The sequence below is a fragment of the Nonomuraea composti genome, assembly GCF_012034275.1.
In the GTDB taxonomy this organism is placed as follows: domain Bacteria; phylum Actinomycetota; class Actinomycetes; order Streptosporangiales; family Streptosporangiaceae; genus Nonomuraea; species Nonomuraea composti.
The window spans coordinates 438634-456490 of the sequence record NZ_JAATEP010000002.1; the positions used below are offsets into that span (position 1 = coordinate 438634).

Genomic DNA, 17857 nt, shown 5'->3' on the forward strand with positions numbered 1-17857 from the left:
GGGAGAACGATGGCACCGAAAAAAATCCTTGTCAAGACAGGCGGGATGCCCGGTCCTCCAGGTAACGCCGCTCCGGCAGGCTCGTCGTCAGCCGCGCCGCCTCCCGGTAGGCCGCCACCGCCCCCTTCGCGTCCCCGTCCATCTCCAGCAGATGCGCCCGGACCGCCGCCAGCCGGTGATGCCCCGCCATCCGGTCATCGGCGGCCAGCTCGTCGAGCAGGCCCAGCCCGGCACGCGGCCCGTGCACCATCGCCGTGGCCACCGCCTGGTTCAGCCGGACGACCGGATTGTCCTCCACGCCCGCGAGCACCCCGTACAACGCCAGGATCTGCGGCCAGTCCGTCTCCGCGGCGGTCGGCGCCTCGTCGTGCACCGCCGCGATCGCCGCCTGCAGCTGGTACGGCCCGACCGCGGTCGTGGACAGCGCCTTCGTCACCAGCTCCACGCCCTCCTCGATCAGCCGCCGATCCCACAGCCCGCGATCCTGCTCCGCCAGCGGGATCAACCGCCCCTCGCCGTCCGTACGGGCGGGCCGGCGCGCCTCGGTGAGCAGCATGAGCGCCAGCAGCCCCATGATCTCCCCGTCGTCGGGCAGCAGCCGCAACAACGCCCTGGTCAGCCGGATCGCCTCCCCCGTCAGCTCCGCCCGGTGCAGCTCGGGCCCCGAGGTTGCGGTGTACCCCTCGTTGAAGATCAGATACAGCACGTGCAGCACGACCCGGAGCCGATCCTCCCGCTCGCCCTCCGGCGGCAGCCTGAACTCCGCGCCGCTGGCCTTGATCCGCTGCTTGGCCCGGCTGATCCGCTGCCCCATCGTCGCCTCGGGCACCAGGAACGCGCTCGCGATCTGCGCCGTCGTCAGCCCGCCCACGGCCCGCAACGTCAGCGCGAGCTGCGACGCCTCCGACAACGACGGATGGCAGCACAGGAACAGCAACGTCAGCGTGTCATCCCGATCCCCGGCCCGATCCTCACCGGGCGCCGGAACCACCAGCTCGTCGGCCGCCGTGCTCACCGCCACGCTCTCCTCGCGGCGCCGGCGCGCGTGCTCACTGCGTACATGATCGATGACCCGTCGCGCCGCCACCGTGACCAGCCAGCCGCGCGGATTGTCCGGCACGCCGTCCCGCGGCCACTGCACGGAGGCGTCGAGCAGCGCCTCCTGCACGGCGTCCTCGCACATGTCGAACTGCTCATAACGCCGTACGAGCGTGCCGAGCACCTGGGGCGCCAGCTCCCGCAGCAGCCCCTCCACGCTGGCCGGCATCAGCCCGCCACCTCGTCGATGACCGTCGTGGGGGTGGCGCGGATCAGCAGCATGTACGTCACGTCCCACATCCTAGGGGTGCACCGATCCGGATATGAGGGAAATACCAGCTCAGCGGCCCAGTCCGAGGATAGCGCGGCAGGGCGGTGATGGGCGGGTCGAGGCGGGGCCCGGCGGTGCCGGGCGGGTCGGGCGTGCGCGCGGTCGTAGGCTCGTACCGTGCGAAATCCCGATCTTCACGCCATCGCCGCCCGGCTGGCCGCCGTGCCCGGGGTGGTGGCCGTCGCGCTCGGCGGCAGCCGGGCCCGCGGCACCCACCGCCCCGACAGCGACATCGACCTCGGCCTCTACTACCGGGGCGAGCTCGACGTCGCCGGGCTGCGCGCGCTCGCCCGGGAGGTGACGGGCGAGGAGACGGACGTGACCGAGCCCGGCGGCTGGGGCCCGTGGGTGGACGGTGGCGGCTGGCTCACGATCGACGGGTGGCGGGTGGACTGGATCTACCGCGACCTCGACCGCGTGCACCGCGTCTGGCGCGACTGCCGGGCCGGCCGCTACGAGATCGGCGTCCAGGCCGGCCACCCGCTGGGCTTCTACTCCCACGCCTACGCCGGGGAGGTGGCGTTGTGCCAGGTGCTCGCCGACCCGGCGGGCGAGCTCACCGCGTTGCGCGAGGCGACCGCCCAGTACCCGCCGGCGCTGCGGGACGCCCTGGTCGCGGGCTTGTGGGAGTGCGACTTCGCCCTGACGACGGCTCGATACGGCGCCGCCGGGAACGATCCGGTGTACGCGGCCGGGGCGCTCTTCCGGGCGATCGGCGTGGCCTGCCACGCGCTGCACGCCGCCGACCGGGCCTGGCTGATCAACGAGAAGGGCATGGTGGCCTCCGCCGGCCGGTTGCCGTCGGCGCCGGAGAAGTTCGGGGAGCGGGCACAGGCGCTGCTGGCCGGCGCCGGGAGCACGCCCGAGGAGATCACCCGCACCATCGACACGGCCGCCGAGCTGCTCGCCGAGGTACGCACCGCCTGCGGCGCCTGAGCCCGTCGCCGAGGGGGCGCTTCCTTGCTGGAGAGACATCAGATGTCTGAGGACCTGATAAGTTGGGTGCATGACCGTTGTCTCGCGCCCCGCCGACAGCGGCCCCGTGCTGCGGGCCGAAGCCGTCGAGCTCATCCGTGACGGACGCCACCTGCTCCAGGGCATCTCGCTCACCGTACGCCCCGGCGAGCACTGGGCCCTGCTCGGGGCGAACGGTGCCGGCAAGAGCACGCTGCTCAGCCTGCTGGGCGCCGTGACGCATCCCAGCCGGGGCACGGTCGAGGTGCTGGGGCGGACGATGGGCCGGGTGGACGTCCGGGAGCTGCGGTCGTACCTGGGGCACGTCAACCCGCGCCACAGCCCCGACGGGCCGCTTCGCGTCAGAGACGTCGTGCTGACCGGGCTCACCAACACCGCCGCGCCCGTGCCCCGATGGGCGCCCACCGAGCAGGAGGCCGAGCGGGCCGACAGACTGATCGCCATGCTCGGCATGAGCCACCGGGCGCAGGCCACATGGCCCACGCTGTCGCAGGGCGAGCGCGGCAGGGCCCTCATCGCCCGCGCGCTCATGCCGCAGCCCCGGCTGCTCCTGCTCGACGAGCCGGCGACCGGCCTCGACCTGGCCGCCCGTGAGCAACTGCTGGCCAGCATCGACGCGCTGCGCGCCCGCCACGCCTCGCTGGCCACCGTGCTCGTCACCCACCACCTGGAGGAACTGCCCGCCACCACCACGCACGCGATGCTGCTGCGCGACGGGCGGTGCCTGGCGGCGGGGCCGGTCGCGCAGGTGCTGACCAGCGAGCTGATCAGCACCTGCTTCGATCATCCGGTACGCCTCGTGCGCAGCGACGACGGCCGCTGGGCGGCCCGCGCCGAACGCGTACCCGTCACCATGCCCGGCGACCACATCCCCGGCACGAGCACGCCCGGCGACCGCGTTTCCGAGGAACACGAGACCGTCTCCGCGTGAGCCGCGTCAGCTGCCGCCCTGGCCAGGGCCCAGGCGGTAGATGGCCGCGAGCAGGAGGGGGTCGCGCAGCTCCGCCAGGCCGTACAGCGCGATGGGGACGGCCAGGCTCCCGGTCGCGGCGCCGCGTGGATGCGCCGCCCGCGCCCGCGCGAGCTCCTGCCGCGCCCACGCGGTCGTCAGCCGCGACACGCCGCCCCACCACCGCAGCTCGCTCTGGGCGGCGACGCGCGTGAACGTCAGCACGGCCAGCCCCAGCACCGGGATCCAGTACGTGCGCTGCACGAACATCGCGGCCACCTCCAGCAGGGCGCAGACCAGGGCGGCCGTCCGCAGCCGGCGCAGCCACAGGAGCAGGTCGGTGACGAAGCCGGGACCGAGGGGCACCAGCAGCCCGAGGCGGGTCAGGCCGTCCTCCAGCTCGGCCAGCACCGGGCTGCGGCGCAGCTCCCGCTTGATCTCGTACAGGTACGAGCCGCGCCGCCCCCTCACGAACGACAGCACCGCCCGCTCCACGGGATGGCGGGCGCCCGGCAGCGGCGAGGCCGCCCGTTGCGCGTGACCGCCGCGCGAGAGCCGGATCGTGCCGCTGCCGGCGAGCACGGCCACGGCCAGCTCCGCCACCCGCCCCGCGCCGCCCGCCAGGCACGCCAGCTCGTACGGGCCGAGCGGCCGCCCGTGGCGGGGCGGCACCTCGTCGTCCCAGGTGCGCCGCTCGCGCCCCAGGTCGTGGACGGTGACGGCGGTGAACAAGGCCACGATGCCGGACAGGAGCAGCAAGGCGACGTCCAAGCCCACCTCCTGGAACAGGGCGGGGGCCGGGCCACCGGCACCGGTACGCGGAGCGGCCGGCCACTCGCACTTTACAGCCGGTGTTCCCGCTCCTTGACTCTCCTTGTCGCCACACTGTTCCGCTGGGCCATCGGGGCGGCGGGCGTGATGATGGGGCGGGGAGGAGATGCCCGTGCCGCGATCGCGACGCTCCAAACGCTCAGCCGCCCCGCCGGCCACCACTCGCCCGGCCACCACCGCACCCGCCCCGCCCGCCGAGTCCGCTCAACCCTCCCGGCCCGCCGAGTCCGTGCAGGACAGTGCGCGGCGTGGGCGGGGGCTGGTGGTGTGGGGGTCTGGGATTGTCAGTGCGGTGCTCGTGGCGGCGGGTGGGGTCGTGTTCAGCGGGTGGTTCACCTCGCTCGGCACCGGTGTCTTCGACGGTCTCGGCAGCCGGGAGCCGCTCACGGTCGCGTACGTGTCGATCGGCGACGACGGCCCCGATCTGGCCCTGCGTGAGCGCGTCACCGCCCCGCACGACCGGGCGATCCTGCTGGGCAGGCCGGATGCCGCGCAGGAGGAGTCGTTCATGGAGCGCTACCGCGCGGCCCGTGTCGGCAGCATGGTGGTCGTTGCCGTGCTGAGCGGGAACCGGGCGGGGCTGCGGATCGCCGACGTCAGGCCGCGCGTGCTCAAGCGTGAGCCGGTGTCCGACGGTGCGCTGCTGCGGGTGACCCACGCGGGTGAGGCGGGCACGATCGAGGTGGCGGCCGATCTCGACGAGCGGGTTCCCCGGTTCGTGCCGGTCAAGGGGCGTAAGACGCCGTACTTCCAGGTCAAGCAGATCGACCTGGTGCGGGACGAGCGGGTGACGCTGGCCATGACGCTCACCGCGTGTGAGGCGTTCTACGAGTTCGAGTTCGTGGCGACGGTGGTCAGTGGCGGGCGTACCGAGCAGGTGGTGATCCGCAGGCCGGGCGGGCTGCCGTTCCGGCTGACCGGGCCCGCGCGGAAGTACCGCAGCGTCTACGGCGAGAACCCGCTGGGCGGCTGGCGGCCCACCTCGCCGCCGGCGCCCGCGAAGCGGGGGTGCTGACATGCGGTCGCGCCCGCGAAGCGGCGGTGGTGGGGACGGGCGGCGCGCCGCGCTCCTGCCGCTGTGCGTGCTCATGCTGGTGACGGGGATGATCGTGCTGTCCGACGCCCCCTCAGTGGCACGGCAGGCTGTGGCGTGGCGGAAGGTCTGGTCGCGGTCGTTGGACGAGCGGGCGTTCGGGCCGGCCGGGTTCGGCGCCGGCTACGTGCTCGGGTTGTCCGAGCGGGCCGTCGCCGTGGCGCGGGGTCCGGGCCCGATCTTCGTGCTCGATCCGGCCACCGGAAGGGTGCGAGCCACGATCCAGGAGGACGCGCGGGCAGGGGAGGCGGACCGGATCTGGGAAGCCGGCGGGACGCTCGTCGTCCTCCGGAAGGCGGCGGCGGAGGCCGGCCTGCTGAGCGGCTATGACCTGGTCACGGGCGCCAGGTCATGGGGCCCGAGGCCGGGCGGCGAGGTGGTGGTGAGCCGGCGGGCCGTCATGGTCGTGACGGCGTCCGAGGTCACGCTGCTGGACGCCAGGACGGGGGCGGCGATCGCGGCCAGACCTCTCGAACGCGGCTGCACCGCGACGGCGGCCGCCGCCGATGAGCGGGTGGCCGTGCTGGACGTGTGCGCAGGCCGGAGCGTACAGATCAGGGCCGTGGACCCGGCGACCGGCCGGCCCCGCTGGAGCCGGGAGCTGCCCTACCCGCGCGCGCAGGAGTGGCCGCCGGGAGACGAGGAGCGCGCCCCGGGCACTTCCGTGGCGGTCGCGGCGGACGGGACCGTCCTCGCCTGTCTCGGCGACGCGGTCCGCCTGTTCACGTGGGACGGCGCCCGGCTGCCCGGCACGCTCGACTGGCCGTGCTCCTACGGGCAGACGATCGTCACGAGCGCGGGCGTGCCGGTCGTCGCCACGACGCGGGGCAGCTTCGGTCCGTACGAGCTGCGCGGCCTCGATCCGGGCACCGGTGACGTCCGGTGGACCGGTGAGACGGCGAACACGGCCGCGCTGCTCGCCATCGGAAGCCAGGTCGTGCGGGTGCCCGGCTACAGCGACAGCCCGCTGAGCTATGCCGAGCCGTGGCCGCTGGTCGCCCACCTCCAGGCGGTGGACGCGCTCACCGGCCGGACGACCCGGCTCCCGCTGGACGCGACGGCCAGTGCCACGATCGTCGAAGGGCAGGCGGGAGGGCTGGTCATCACGCGCACCCCGTCCGTGGAGGGCGCGCCCACCGTCATCTCGGCCTACCACCTGGTACGCGCTCCCCGGGCGCGGCCGGGCGGCGTTCCCCTGGCGGGCTGGCCGGACGCCTGTGCCCTGCTCGCCGACCGTGACCTCCGCCTGTTGGGCGACGGATACCTGACGTCGCCACACCCGCGCCCCCCGGTGCCCCGTCCCGTCTCCTGCGACTGGATCCCCCCGGCGGACGACGGCGACGTGGTCTCCGTGACGATCGGCTGGGCAGCGGCGTCCGAGGCCGAGGCCCGGCGGACGGCCGAGGAGGAGGTCCGCTACGGTCTCGACCGGACCATCGGCACGGAGCCGGGCATCTGGTATCGGGAGACGGACCATCCCGCCGGCACGGGTCATACGGCCATCGTCAGCGCGGGCCCGTTCGTCGTCACGCTCCACGCCTCCACCGCGCAGGCGGTGCGGCTGCTGGCGCCCAGGTTGCGCGACCACCTGCGGGCTGGATGAGCGGCCGACGACGGCACGGCTTCGCGCTCACGACTGGGCAGGCGCCTCGCGGGCCGGCTTCGTGCTCACGACTGCACAGGCGTTTCGCGGTCGGTGAGCCGGGCCGATGGCGTGGCGGGCGCCCGGGGCCGGCCCACCCGCGCGACGTGCAGCAGCGTGCGCGGGTCGGCCACGCCGAGGCGCCGCGCCAGCTCCTGGCGGGTGGCCGGGCAGTCGATGATCTGGCTCAGCGGGTGCGTGGTGTATCCGAGGTTCGACAACGTCAGCCAGTGCCGCATCAGCAGCCGCCCCATCTCGACCTCCTCCTCCACCGGCCCGACCAGCACGAGGACGTCCCCGTCGTAGTCGAGCAGCCCCCGCGACGCCCCGGCCAGCGCCCGGGGCAGCCCCAGCCGCCGCAGCGCCGGGTACAGGGCGAGCGAGGCCCGCAGCCCGAGCGCCTCCAGCCGGGTGAGCGCCAGCGCCCGGTCGCTGAGGCCGTCGAGGAAGTAGCGGCGGTGCCGCCGGGTCAGCCGCAGCCAGGCGCGCAGCTCCCGCGTCACCTCCCCGTCCCCGAACTGGTGCAGGTCGGCGGCGTGCAGCAGGTCCGCCAGGTCGCGGCAGGGCAGCCGGCGCGTCCCCTCCAGCGCGCCGGCCACCTCGTCCGGCAGCCGCCCGGCGTGGTACTCGCCGCGGTTGGCGCCGCGGGCCCGCACGTCCGCCGTGGTGAAGGGCGTCTGGTACGGCCGCTCCGCCCCGTACAGGAAGCCTGCCCGCAGCGGCCCCGGGTCGGGGCGGTAGGCGACGGGCAGGCCCGCGTCGGCGCACACGATCAGGCAGCACTCGATGAACGCCCCCAGGCTGAGCCGCAGGTCGCGGCCCGTCGGGTCGCTGATGGGCAGCGCCCTGGCCGGGTCCCAGCCGACGGCCGCCTGCCCGTCGCCGTAGGTGAGCGTCCACGGCTGGGTGTTGTGCGCGCTGGGGGCGCGCCAGAAGTCGGGCTCCAGTGCCCGGAGCTGTCTCACGGGAGGTCCTTGTCGTAGAAGGTGTAGCCGTGCAGGGGCCGCCCGCCCATCGCGAGGTACTGCGCGGCCGAGCCGGGGTTGTCGCGCTCCACGTACGTGCTGCGCAGCGTGTGGTAGCCGCCGCGCCGCAGCCCTTCGTGCAGCTCCCGTGACAGCAGCCGCATGTAGCCGTGCCCCTGCTCGCCGGGGACGGTGCCCTTGACGATGAGCACGGCCTCGCGGCGGTAGCGGGAGCGGGTGGCGAGCAGCTGGAGCTGGTGGAAAAAGTGCAGGTTCCCACGAATTTTCGCGATGAATCGCGAAATGTCGGGGAGGCACAGCACGAACGCGACCGGCCGTCCCGCCTTCGTCAGGTACAGCAGCAGCGCCTCGTCCAGCAGGTACGCCAGCCCGTCCGTCTGCTCGGCGAGCTGCCCGGCCGAGATCTCGGTGTAGTAGCCGAGCTGGGCGAAGCTGGCGTTCAGCATCTCCCGCAGGATCGGCAGCTGCTCGCGCACCCGCCGCCGATCTCCCCGGTGCACCCGCAGCTCCTCGGCCTCCATGCGGGCGTCGTCGAAGGCGAACACCGGCTCCGGCGGCACCGGGCAGATCCACGTGTCGGACTCGAACCGCCGGCCGAACCCGTACGCCTCGTAGGCGGCCGGATAGTACGGCCGGTTCCAGGCGCTGTCGATGAACCCCCGCTCCCCGAACCCCGAGGTGATCACCCCGCCCGCCTGGTTCGGCAGCAGCGACACCGGCCCGAACACCGCCTTCCTGCCCGCTGCCGCCCCCGCCGCGCAGATCCCGTCGAACAGCTCCTCCGCCGCCTCCTCGGCGAACTCCGTCAGCCCGAACAACTGCGTCTCCCGCCCCAGCCGGGCATCCAACGCGGCGTCGGTGTGCAGCGTCGTCCGCGCGACCACCCGCCCGCCCCGCCGCAGCACGAACAGGCGCACGCCGCGCCGGTGCCACCCGCGCACGGTGGCGCGCAGCGGCGGGACGAACCGCTCCTCGCCCGCGTACAGCTCGTCGGTGAAGGTGAGGAAGTCGCGCAGGTCCCGCCGGGACTCGACGGGGATCATGGGCGCCGCACCGCGGGGCCGTCGCCCGGCTCGGTGGACAGCGGCGTGAACGTCTCGATGTGCGCCATCTCGCCGCCCTCGGCCCGCCAGATTCCGTTGCTGTAGCCCTCGGGCTCGGCGTTGTAGAGCCGGATGTAGCCGCCGGTCGCGTTCTTCGTGCCGTCCGTCACCCACTGCATGAGCCTGCGGTGGTGCCGGGTGCGGGCGAAGCGCAGCAGCGCGTCGCGGTCCTCGAAGAAGGCCAGCGTGCCCAGCGTGTACGGGAACTCCCAGTAGATCTTGTGCCAGCGGTAGCCGCGCATGCGCTTCATGTCGCGCACCATCCGGAACCACGTCAGCGTGAGCGTCAGGATCGACAGCGGCCCCCGGTAGCGCGTCGCCCCGACGAACATCGCCGTCGCCTGCCCCTGCGGCGGCGTCCTGCTGAAATCGGTGGTCCTCATGCGTCCTTCACCAGATAGACGTTCTTCATCTTCGTCAGCCCCGCGAACGGCCCCTCGCCCGGCCCGAACACCCTGATCCGCAGGTCGGCGGCCGTCGGGTCCTCCTTCAGCGACTCGGCGAAGTCGCGCGAGAGCGCGCTCAGGTGCGCCACGACGCCCTTGCGGCAGATCTCGGCCAGCGCCCGCTCGTCCACCTCGCCGCGTACCTCCAGGTTGATCACCGGCCGGTACTCCAGGCCGGGCAGCTCCTCCAGCGACAGGCAGAAGCGGTGGATCGCGCCGGCGTACGGGTTGCCCTGGTAGAGGCCGTACTCGACGTCCTGCGGGTAGAGGTTCGCCCCCATGTAGGAGATCGTCGAGTCCTTGCGGCCGAACAGGAACAGCAGCGGCAGGTTCATCCGCTCGTCGGTCCACATGCGCGCGTACTCGTCCGCGCCGAGCGCCCGCCGCACGTCGGCGAGCGTCCGCAGCCGCGCCTCGTCGCCGACGTTGTAGCGCAGCTTGGGCTGCAGGCAGCTCTTGGTGTTGATCGTGCACAGCAGCTCGCCGTCGGCGTTGACCTCCAGGAACGTCTCCAGCGGGTTGTAGTGGAAGATCATCGGCAGCCGCTGCTCGCCCGGCCCGAGCAGCAGGTCGCGCAGCCGCTGGTCGGTGGCCAGGCGCTTGCGCAGCCGTACGCTGAAGCCGCTCTCCGCCCCCATCCCGATCGTCAGGTCGCTGGCGCCGTAACCCGAGCGGACCTCCTCGAAGCGCTCCTCCAGGTAGTCGCGCAGCGCCTCCGTCATGCCCTCGCCGCCGACCATGCCCCGGATGCGGTACTCCCGCCACGGGAAGCCCGCCTCGTCGAGGCGGTCGCGCAGATGCTTCAGGAACGGCGGGTACGCCGCCACCACGTAGTCGTAGCCGGGCCCGAAGTGCTCCAGCGTGTCGGCGATCTTCTCCAGGTCGGGGCCGGTGTTCTTGACCATCGCGATGCGGGCCATGGCGGCGCCGGTGGTGGTGCCGGTGGCCCAGGCGCCCATCGAGTACGCGTTGATCACGAACAGCCGCTTCCCCGGGAAGACCAGCTCGATGTAGCCGGCGGCGTTGCGGTAGATGCCCTTCAGCTCGCGCGGCCCGCGCACCCAGTTGTACGGCTTGCCGCTCGACCCCGACGACTCGTCCACGATCACGCCGGGACGGTGCAGCCGGCCCTCCTGGCAGCGGCTGGCCTCGTCGTAGGCGCCGGCGTAGTTCTGCTTCGTCGTCTCGGGGAAGTCGGCCAGCCCGCGCGCCCGCTCGGCGCCGTGCGCGCGCAGGAAGTGGCGGTAGGCGGGCACGTCCACCGCCGCGAACTGGCAGGCCACTCGGGCATGGCGGGCCGCCACCCAGTCGAGCGCGGGATGGTAGCCGCGGGCGACCATCCGCCAGATGGCGGGATGCAGGGCGCCCAGCCGGTACGCGCCGGTGAGGGTCCAGGAGTAGGCCTGGAGCCGGGCTCGTCGCCAGCGCTGGCGGGGGGTGAGCGGCCCAAGAGCAGGGCTGAGGCGGATCATGACCCGTGAGACTAGTGGGATCGACTGAAAAATCACTTGTCGTCCACTTTCACGGTGGCGTGGGCGGAGACAGGCGGGCGTCAGTGCTTCGCGGAAAGAACCCTTCCGCATTGCCTTTTACCGTGGTTGTCGTCGGACGGAAGAAAGGCACTACCCGTGATCGAACTGTCGTGGCCTCAGGTCAGCGCGCGGCGGCTGCAGCGCGCCGGGCTCCTCACCGCGCAGGGCGGCGGCCCGGAGGAGACCGTCGCCGCCATGTGCGGCGCGCACGCCCAGGTCATGTCCGCCGCCGAGCTGTCGATTGGGCTGCGCCTCGACGGCTTCACCCGGGCCCACGTCCGGGAGGCGCTGTGGAAGGAGCGCGGCCTGGTCAAGACGCACGGGCCGCGCGGCACCGTGCACCTGCTGCCCGCCCGCGACCTGCCCGACTGGGTGAACGCCCTGTCGTCGATCCCCGTCAAGCCCGGCCCCGCGTACATGCGCATGACCGACGAGCAGACCGACCAGGTGGTGGCCGCCGTCCGCGACGCGCTCAAGGGCGCCGAGCTGACGATGGACGAGCTGAGCGAGGCGGTCGTCGCCGCCACCGGGCCGTGGGCGGGCGACCTCGTCATGCCCGCGTTCCAGACCTACTGGCCGCGGTGGCGGCAGGTCATGCACCTGGCGGCGCACCGGGGCGCGTTCGTGTTCGGCGCGGGCCGCGGGCGCAAGGTCACCTACACCGCCGCCCCCGACGCGCCCCCCGCCACCGGCGGGCCCGCCTGGCTCGCCAGAGGCTTCTTGTGGGCGTACGGGCCGGCCACGCCCGCCGAGTTCGCCCAGTGGGCGGGCGGCCCCGTCGGCTGGGCGAACGCGGCCTTCCAGGGCGTCGAGCTGGAGGAGGTGCGGCTGGCGGGCCGGCGCGCTTTCGTCCTCGCGGGCGACACCGCGATGCCCGCCGAGCCGCCCAGGGGCGTGCGGCTCCTGCCGTACTTCGACGCTTACGTGGTCGCCGGCCGGCCCCGCGACCTCCTGTACGCCGGGGACGCGGCCCGGCGGGCGCTGGCCGGCGGGCAGGCGGGCAACTTCCCCGTGCTGCTCGTCGACGGGAACGTGGCCGGCGTCTGGCACCAGCGGCGCTCCGGCAGCCGGATCGACATCACGGTGGAGCCGCTGCGCGACCTCACGCGGGCTCAGGAGGAGGAGCTGCAGGAGCAGGTGCTGCGGGTGGGCCAGGTGCTGGAAGGACGCCCGCGCCTCACCATCGGCCCCGTCGCCGTCGGACCACACGCCTGAACCCTCCCTGTCGCTCCCTTCGATGGGGCATAATAGGGAGTGTTATGGAGCACTACACCGTGGAGCAGGTGGCGGGAATGCTCGGGCTGCACGTCAAGACCGTGCGCAACTACGTACGGGACGGGCGGCTGCCCGCCGTACGGATCGGCAAGCAGTACCGCATCACGAAACAGGACCTCGCTTCCTTCACCGGCCTGCCCGTCCCTGCCGCGCCCGTCACCCGGCCCCGGCACGCCGAGGTGTCGAGCATCGTCCAGATCGACGGCATCGGCCGGGGCGACATGGACCGCGTCAGCACCATGGTCACCGGGGCTCTCGGGGGCGAGCCGCACGGTGTGCGCGTGCAGTTCGTGTACGACGAGGAACGCGAGCACCTGAAGATCATCGTGCTGGGCGGGCTGGAGGCCAGCGCCCAGGTGCTACGCCTCATCGACGCACTGGTACGGAACTGATGAGCGGCGTCTACTCCTCACCGGAAGGCAGGCGAGCCGTCGAGCACCGTTACCGCGAGCTGCTCGGGCGCTGGCCGGTGCCGCACGAGCAGGTGCGCGTGCCGACCGCGCTGGGGGAGACGTTCGCCGTGACGTGCGGGCCGTCCGGGGCGCCGCCGCTGCTGCTCCTGCACGGCTCGGCGTCCAACAGCGCCATGTGGCTCGGCGACGTCGCCACCTGGGCGCGCCGCTTCCGCGTCCACGCGGTGGACCTCCTCGGCGAGCCGGGGCTGAGCGCGCCGTCCCGCCCGCCCCTCGACCCGGACGTCCACGCGGGCTGGCTCGACGAGGTGCTGACCGGGCTCGGCGTACAGCGCGCCTCCATCGCCGCCGTGTCGCTCGGCGGCTGGGCCGCCCTCGCCTACGCCACCCGGCGACCCGATCGGGTCGAACGGCTCGCCCTCATGTGCCCGAGCGGCATCGGCAGGCAGCGCGTCCTGCCCCTGCTGCGGGCACTCCCGCTGGCGGCGCTGGGCGGCGAGGCAGGCCGCCGCCGCGCCCTGCACCTGCTCCTCGGCCCCCACGCCGCCACGCTTGGGGAGACCGCCGGCGGGCTGGGCGGTGAGCTGGGGGCGTTCGTGTTGCTGGTGCATCGGCACTTTCGGCCGCGCCGGGGCAAGGTGCCCGTCTTCGCCGACGAGGAGCTGCGCCGACTGGCCATGCCGGTGCTGGTCATCGCCGGCGACCGCGACAGCCTGCTCGACTCCCGCGACACCGAGCGCCGCCTCGCCCGCACCCTGCCCGGCGCCGACGTGCGCATCCTGCCCCGCACCGGGCACCTGCTGCCCCCGCGAACCCAAGAGATCATGACCTTCCTGGAGGACCCCCATGCCTGACGGCTACCACTACGCGGACGGCGAGCCCCTGAAGAACACCGCCGACGTGCTCGACCTCATCGGCGACGCCTGGGGCAGCGGGGCCCGCTGGGTGGCCGTGCCGATCGAGCGGCTGCCCGCCGACTTCTTCAAGCTGAGCACCGGCGTGGCCGGCGAGATCACGCAGAAGTTCGCCAACTACCGGATCGGCCTCGCCATCGTCGGCGACACCACCCGGCACGCCGCCGCCAGCGACGCGGTGCGCGCCTGGATGATCGAGGCCAACCGGGGCGAGCACCTGTGGTTCGTACGCGACGAGGCCGAGCTGGCGGCCCGCCTGGCAGCCCGCCGGTGACCCCTCACGCAGGCTCAGCCCTTCACCTCCGTGCGCCCGGTGACCCCCATCCTCGCGGAGGGGCCTTCGCCGCCGCCCGGTGACGCCCGCCCTCGCGAAGGGGTGGCCCTTCGGGTACGTGCGGCTCGGCGACGGCCCATCGCGGGCGTGCGGCTGGCCGGTGAGCTTCGGTCGTCAGTCGAGCGGCCACACCTTGCGGCCCTTGGTGAAGATCCGGCCCATGACCGAGCGGGCCTGGACGAGCTTGCCCGCGACGTCACCGAGCACGGTGTTACGGCGGCCGACCTGGACGACGTTCTCGCCCTCCGCGATGTCGCCCACCACGTCGTTGCGGTCGCCGATCTGCACCACGTACTGGGCCTTCCCGATGAAGGTGGCGTTGTCCACCATCACCGCCGTGCCGGACACCTGGCCCACCAGGGTGCCGCCCTGGATGACGACGTCCCCGTCCACGTCGCCGACCCTGACCTCGCCCGGGCCGACGACCTCGGTCTTCACCTGCTCCACGGGCGCGACCGGCGCGGCGCCGGCGTTGTGCAGCCGCCAGGCGTAGAAGCCGGTGGCGGCCAGGCCCAGGGCGCAGGCGAGACCGGCGGCGGCCGCGGGGACGGACTGGTCGCAGCTCAGCGAGGGGAACTTCTTCCCGGGCTCAGCGGGAGCCGGGTCTTCCTGGTGCTGCTCGTACGTGATGCTGCCGCAGCCGGCCGCCGCGGGGGAGGCGCCCAGCAGCAGGACCCACGCCGCTGCCATGGCGGTGAGCAGGCATCGTGACAGCAGCCGCTGCGCGCACTCGTTCATCGGCAAGTCCTTGGGGCCCGGAGGTCGATGGTGAAGGCGCTCACGGGCCGGCTCCGGCGAGGACGGCCTTGATCGCCTGGACGCGGGCGCGCGACGTCGCCTCGTCCGGCGCGAGCGGGTCGGCTTCGCCGCGCAGCCGGTGCCAGTGCTCGGTGGCGAGGTCGAGCTGGGCCGCGTGCAGGCGGGCCAGGCGGCGGTAGGCGGCGATGCCGTGGCGCAGGCTGCCGGCGGCGCGCAGGGCGTCCACCTTGAGCCGGAAGCGCCGGGCGGGGGAGAGCAGCACGGCCGCCTCCGGCTCGGTGATCGCGGCGCGGGAGGCGTCCGGCAGGTTCGACAACGCCACCCGCAGGCCGCCCTCCTGGCTGCGCAGCCCGCGGCGCAGCAGCAGCACGTACAGGACCACCAGCGGGCCCTGGAACAGCAGGAACTGGGCGGGCGTCAGCACCAGGGCGTGCACGGTGTCGTTGACGGTGAACCACTTGTGGGACTCTTTGCCGACGTAGTCGAGCATGCTGTTGTTGCAGAAGTGCGCGCCGGCGGCCACGCAGAAGCCGAGGGCGATCGTGGTGACCTGCTGCGAGCGGCTGTGCAGCTGGCGGGCGATGCCGAAGCCCGCGCCGACGACGGCGGTGAACGCGGTGTGCGCGGCCATGAGCCCGGCCACCTGCCGGCCCCAGAAGTGGAAGCCCGCGCTCGCGCCGTCGAAGTACGCCATGTAGGTGAGGCTCTCGCCGAAGTTGAAGCCGAGGCCGACGGCGGCGCCGAGCACGATGCCGGAGACGACGGAGTCGAAGTGCCGCCGGTACAGCAGGAAGAGGATCGCGACCCCGGCTCCCTTGCCGACCTCCTCGAAGAACCCGGAGACCATCGGCAGGCCGATGGTCTTCAGGTACGTGACGTCCAGGACGTTGTCGGGGAGCGGGAAGTGCAGGAGGGAGAAGTCCGACCACCACTCGTTCATCGTCGCGCCGAACCCGCCGGCGACGATCGCCCCCCATCCCGCGCCGCCCAGCAGCAGGGGCACCGGCACCCGGCGGAAACGCTGCACGCAGTGCACGAGCCCCAGCGCGTAGACGGTCGTGGGCACGCACACCAGGAAGGCCAGCGCCCAGGCCCGCGGCCACATGATCAGGTCGACGAAGAGCGGGGACTTCAGGGCCGGCACCGCCAGCAGCACCGCGACGAGTGCCCGGCGGTAGCGCCGCGCCAGCACCGTACGACGGTCCGCCGGGACCTGCCGGCGCCTCGCGTATCGCAAGTGCCCCCACGCCACGGCGGACAGCACCGCCAGCAGCGCCCAGCCGGGCGGGTACGGCCAGTGCACGTACAGGCCGGCCAGCGTCACCAGCTCCTCCAGCCCCGGGATGTCCAGGGCCGTCATGTCCACCTGCCGGGGCCGGACCAGGCTGATCACCATGGTCAGCGCGACCACGACGTGCAGCGACACGAGGACGAGCAGCGCCGCGCGCTGACGCCGGCAGGCCGGCAGAAGACGGGGGTCCTCGGTCATGCGTTACCTGCCGGACGCGGAGGTGGCGGGGCGGGCGCGGACGGCTGCCCCGGGAGGCCCGGCAGGTCCTCCAAGGTCGTGTGCCGGTCGATCACGCAACTCACGACCAGCCCGAGCGTGAGCAGGCAACCGGCGGCCATCGACGCGAACGTCCGGAAGAAGCGCAGGTGCGGCCGGGTCTCGAACCCGGCGGGCTCAGTGCTGTGCTTGGGCGCGGGCGTGCCGGCGGTGTGCGGGCGCCGATCGCGCCTGAGCCTCTCCGGCCTGTTCGTGTAGATGAAGACGCCGGCCGCCACGATGACGAGTGCCATCATGAGGCGCTGGATCACTGCCACGAGAGCGTCGTAGCTCTCGCCCCCGGCCGGGGCTCGGGCCGGTTGCATGAAGAACTCGCCGACCGGCTCGGTGTCGCTGAGCCGGCAAGGTCCGGCGGAAGGGACGGAGATGGCCAGGTTCGTGGCGTGCAGCCGGTGGATGCCCGGAGCGGCTTTCCCAGGGTCCAGCGTTCCGTGGCCGGTCAGGAAAACGCGATCGCCCGCCGCCGTCCCGCTGAGAGGGACCGTTATTTCCGTTTTTTCGCCGGGCTGCAGAAACAATGTCACGTTGCCGGTGACCTGAGTGGGTATGCCGTGCGTTTCCCCGCCGGGAAAAGTCTGCCGTGTGGCGGGGACGTTGCTGATGTCGAGCCGCACATAAAACCGGGCCGTGCCGGGCGAATCCGCCATGACGATCGATGGTGACTGGACCGTCAGCTCTCCCGTGGCCCCTCTGTCGCAGGTCACCATGGCGCTGGGCGCCTGGAGGGTGGCGATGATTCCCAGGGCGCCGATCACAAATGGGGCGTATCCCATGAATACACCTCCCGGAAGTGCTCGGCGGTGGGGGCTGCTATTTCACGGGAGAATATACCGGCTGTTCAAGTAGCTCGCTGAATTTTCTGCGGGGGCGGAATTCAGCCCTTGGCGATGGTCGCCTCGAGGCCGTCGAGCAGCACGTTCAGGCCCATCGTGAACGTGTCGTCCTCGCCCGCCTCGTCGTCCTGCGACTCCACCCACGCCACCATCGGATAACGCTCCGCGAACCCGGGCGCGACCTCCTCCAGCAGGTGCGAGCGCGTCCGCCACCACTCCTCGTCCGACACCCCTGTCGCCGAGGGCGCCAGGCGCGACTCCGTGACGGTCCTCGCCGCGCCCCGGACGAAGTCGAACAGCAGCGCCACCACCCCGCGCGTCCTGCGCGGCCCGAGGCCCGTGCCGCGCAGGATCGCCACCACGCTCTCCAGCGCAGCGAACTCGTTCGGCCCCAGCACCGGCCGCGCCTGCGACACCTGCAGCACCCAGGGGTGACGCAGGTAGAAGTCGAGCGTGTGCCCGGCCCACGAGGCCACGGCCGGGCGCCAGCCCGCGCTCACGTCGTACTCCGTGGGCAGCTCGGCCAGCACCCGGTCGTACATGAGGTCGACCAGCTCGCCCTTGTTCGGCACGTACGTGTAGAGCGCCATGCCGGTGCGGCCCAGCCGCTCGCCGACCTTGCGCATGGACAGCGCCGCCATGCCCTCGCGGTCGGCCACCTCGATCGCGGCCTCGACGATCACGTCGACGCTCAGGGCCGGCTTGGGGCCGGGACGCACCTCTTCCGGCTGCTCGCCGCCGCGCCACAACAACGCCATCGACCGTCGCGCATCACCCTGACCTGCGAAGACGGTCAACGCGGGACTCCCGGGGGCGGACAATACCTTACGGCATAA

The 17857-nt window shown here is 73.0% G+C and carries 18 protein-coding genes; 8 read left to right on the forward strand and 10 right to left on the reverse strand.

Annotated elements, in window-relative coordinates:
• Positions 1-31: 31 nt before the first annotated feature.
• A complete protein-coding gene (locus HCN51_RS04850; protein WP_168007161.1) occupies positions 32-1267 on the reverse strand; it encodes an RNA polymerase sigma factor in 1236 nt (411 codons plus the stop codon).
• Positions 1268-1486: 219 nt separating this feature from the next.
• Between HCN51_RS04850 and HCN51_RS04855 the strand changes: the two genes are divergently transcribed.
• A complete protein-coding gene (locus HCN51_RS04855; protein WP_346433534.1) occupies positions 1487-2305 on the forward strand; it encodes a nucleotidyltransferase domain-containing protein in 819 nt (272 codons plus the stop codon).
• 70 nt (positions 2306-2375) lie between these two features.
• Positions 2376-3275, forward strand: coding sequence for an ABC transporter ATP-binding protein (locus HCN51_RS04860; RefSeq protein ID WP_168007162.1), 900 nt, complete (start codon positions 2376-2378; stop codon positions 3273-3275).
• 6 nt (positions 3276-3281) lie between these two features.
• Here the strand turns inward: HCN51_RS04860 and HCN51_RS04865 are convergent, their stop codons facing one another.
• Positions 3282-4064, reverse strand: a complete 783-nt coding sequence (locus tag HCN51_RS04865) for a TIGR04222 domain-containing membrane protein (protein ID WP_168007163.1) — start codon at positions 4062-4064, stop codon at positions 3282-3284.
• A gap of 352 nt (positions 4065-4416) precedes the next feature.
• Here HCN51_RS04865 and HCN51_RS04870 point away from each other — a divergent pair, with 352 nt between their 5' ends.
• Entirely contained in the window at positions 4417-5139 is a 723-nt protein-coding gene (locus HCN51_RS04870; protein WP_168006488.1) for a hypothetical protein, read from the forward strand.
• Between the two features lies 1 nt (position 5140).
• Positions 5141-6820 (forward strand): outer membrane protein assembly factor BamB family protein, encoded by a 1680-nt coding sequence (locus HCN51_RS04875; protein WP_168007164.1) that lies wholly within the window; start codon positions 5141-5143, stop codon positions 6818-6820.
• A 65-nt stretch (positions 6821-6885) separates the two neighbouring features.
• Here the strand turns inward: HCN51_RS04875 and HCN51_RS04880 are convergent, their stop codons facing one another.
• From HCN51_RS04880 to HCN51_RS04895, 4 genes are read right to left on the reverse strand one after another with little or no spacing between them, the layout of a single operon-like run.
• Entirely contained in the window at positions 6886-7824 is a 939-nt protein-coding gene (locus HCN51_RS04880; protein WP_168007165.1) for a nitroreductase family protein, read from the reverse strand.
• Entirely contained in the window at positions 7821-8888 is a 1068-nt protein-coding gene (locus HCN51_RS04885) for a hypothetical protein (protein ID WP_168007166.1), read from the reverse strand. Before HCN51_RS04885 ends, HCN51_RS04880 begins: the two co-directional genes overlap by 4 nt.
• Positions 8885-9331, reverse strand: coding sequence for a DUF4188 domain-containing protein (locus tag HCN51_RS04890; protein ID WP_168007167.1), 447 nt, complete (start codon positions 9329-9331; stop codon positions 8885-8887). Before HCN51_RS04890 ends, HCN51_RS04885 begins: the two co-directional genes overlap by 4 nt.
• On the reverse strand, positions 9328-10866 hold the full coding sequence (locus tag HCN51_RS04895; protein ID WP_168007168.1) for a phenylacetate--CoA ligase family protein: 1539 nt from the start codon (positions 10864-10866) through the stop codon (positions 9328-9330). Before HCN51_RS04895 ends, HCN51_RS04890 begins: the two co-directional genes overlap by 4 nt.
• A 156-nt stretch (positions 10867-11022) precedes the next feature.
• Here HCN51_RS04895 and HCN51_RS04900 point away from each other — a divergent pair, with 156 nt between their 5' ends.
• Genes HCN51_RS04900 through HCN51_RS04915 form a run of 4 tightly spaced genes read left to right on the forward strand, consistent with a single transcriptional unit; the run spans position 11023 to position 13802 of the window.
• Complete coding sequence (locus tag HCN51_RS04900; RefSeq protein WP_346433535.1) at positions 11023-12141, forward strand: winged helix DNA-binding domain-containing protein; 1119 nt, start codon at positions 11023-11025, stop codon at positions 12139-12141.
• A 44-nt stretch (positions 12142-12185) separates the two neighbouring features.
• On the forward strand, positions 12186-12593 hold the full coding sequence (locus tag HCN51_RS04905) for a helix-turn-helix domain-containing protein (protein WP_168007169.1): 408 nt from the start codon (positions 12186-12188) through the stop codon (positions 12591-12593).
• On the forward strand, positions 12593-13468 hold the full coding sequence (locus HCN51_RS04910; protein WP_168007170.1) for an alpha/beta fold hydrolase: 876 nt from the start codon (positions 12593-12595) through the stop codon (positions 13466-13468). The genes HCN51_RS04905 and HCN51_RS04910 overlap by 1 nt, the downstream gene beginning before the upstream one ends.
• Positions 13461-13802 (forward strand): DUF4180 domain-containing protein, encoded by a 342-nt coding sequence (locus HCN51_RS04915; protein WP_168007171.1) that lies wholly within the window; start codon positions 13461-13463, stop codon positions 13800-13802. Before HCN51_RS04910 ends, HCN51_RS04915 begins: the two co-directional genes overlap by 8 nt.
• A 174-nt stretch (positions 13803-13976) precedes the next feature.
• Here HCN51_RS04915 and HCN51_RS04920 read toward each other — a convergent pair whose 3' ends face one another.
• From HCN51_RS04920 to HCN51_RS04935, 4 genes are all read right to left on the reverse strand, one after another.
• The gene (locus tag HCN51_RS04920; protein WP_168007172.1) at positions 13977-14600 is read right to left on the reverse strand and encodes a hypothetical protein; all 624 of its coding nucleotides are present in this window, start codon (positions 14598-14600) and stop codon (positions 13977-13979) included.
• A gap of 40 nt (positions 14601-14640) precedes the next feature.
• Entirely contained in the window at positions 14641-16110 is a 1470-nt protein-coding gene (locus tag HCN51_RS04925; protein WP_168007173.1) for a PrsW family intramembrane metalloprotease, read from the reverse strand.
• Complete coding sequence (locus HCN51_RS04930) at positions 16107-16961, reverse strand: hypothetical protein (protein WP_168007174.1); 855 nt, start codon at positions 16959-16961, stop codon at positions 16107-16109. Before HCN51_RS04930 ends, HCN51_RS04925 begins: the two co-directional genes overlap by 4 nt.
• A 101-nt stretch (positions 16962-17062) precedes the next feature.
• Positions 17063-17818 carry a TetR/AcrR family transcriptional regulator gene (locus tag HCN51_RS04935; protein WP_168007175.1) on the reverse strand — a complete coding sequence of 252 codons (756 nt, stop codon included), beginning with the start codon at positions 17816-17818 and terminating at the stop codon, positions 17063-17065.
• Positions 17819-17857 lie beyond the last annotated feature (39 nt).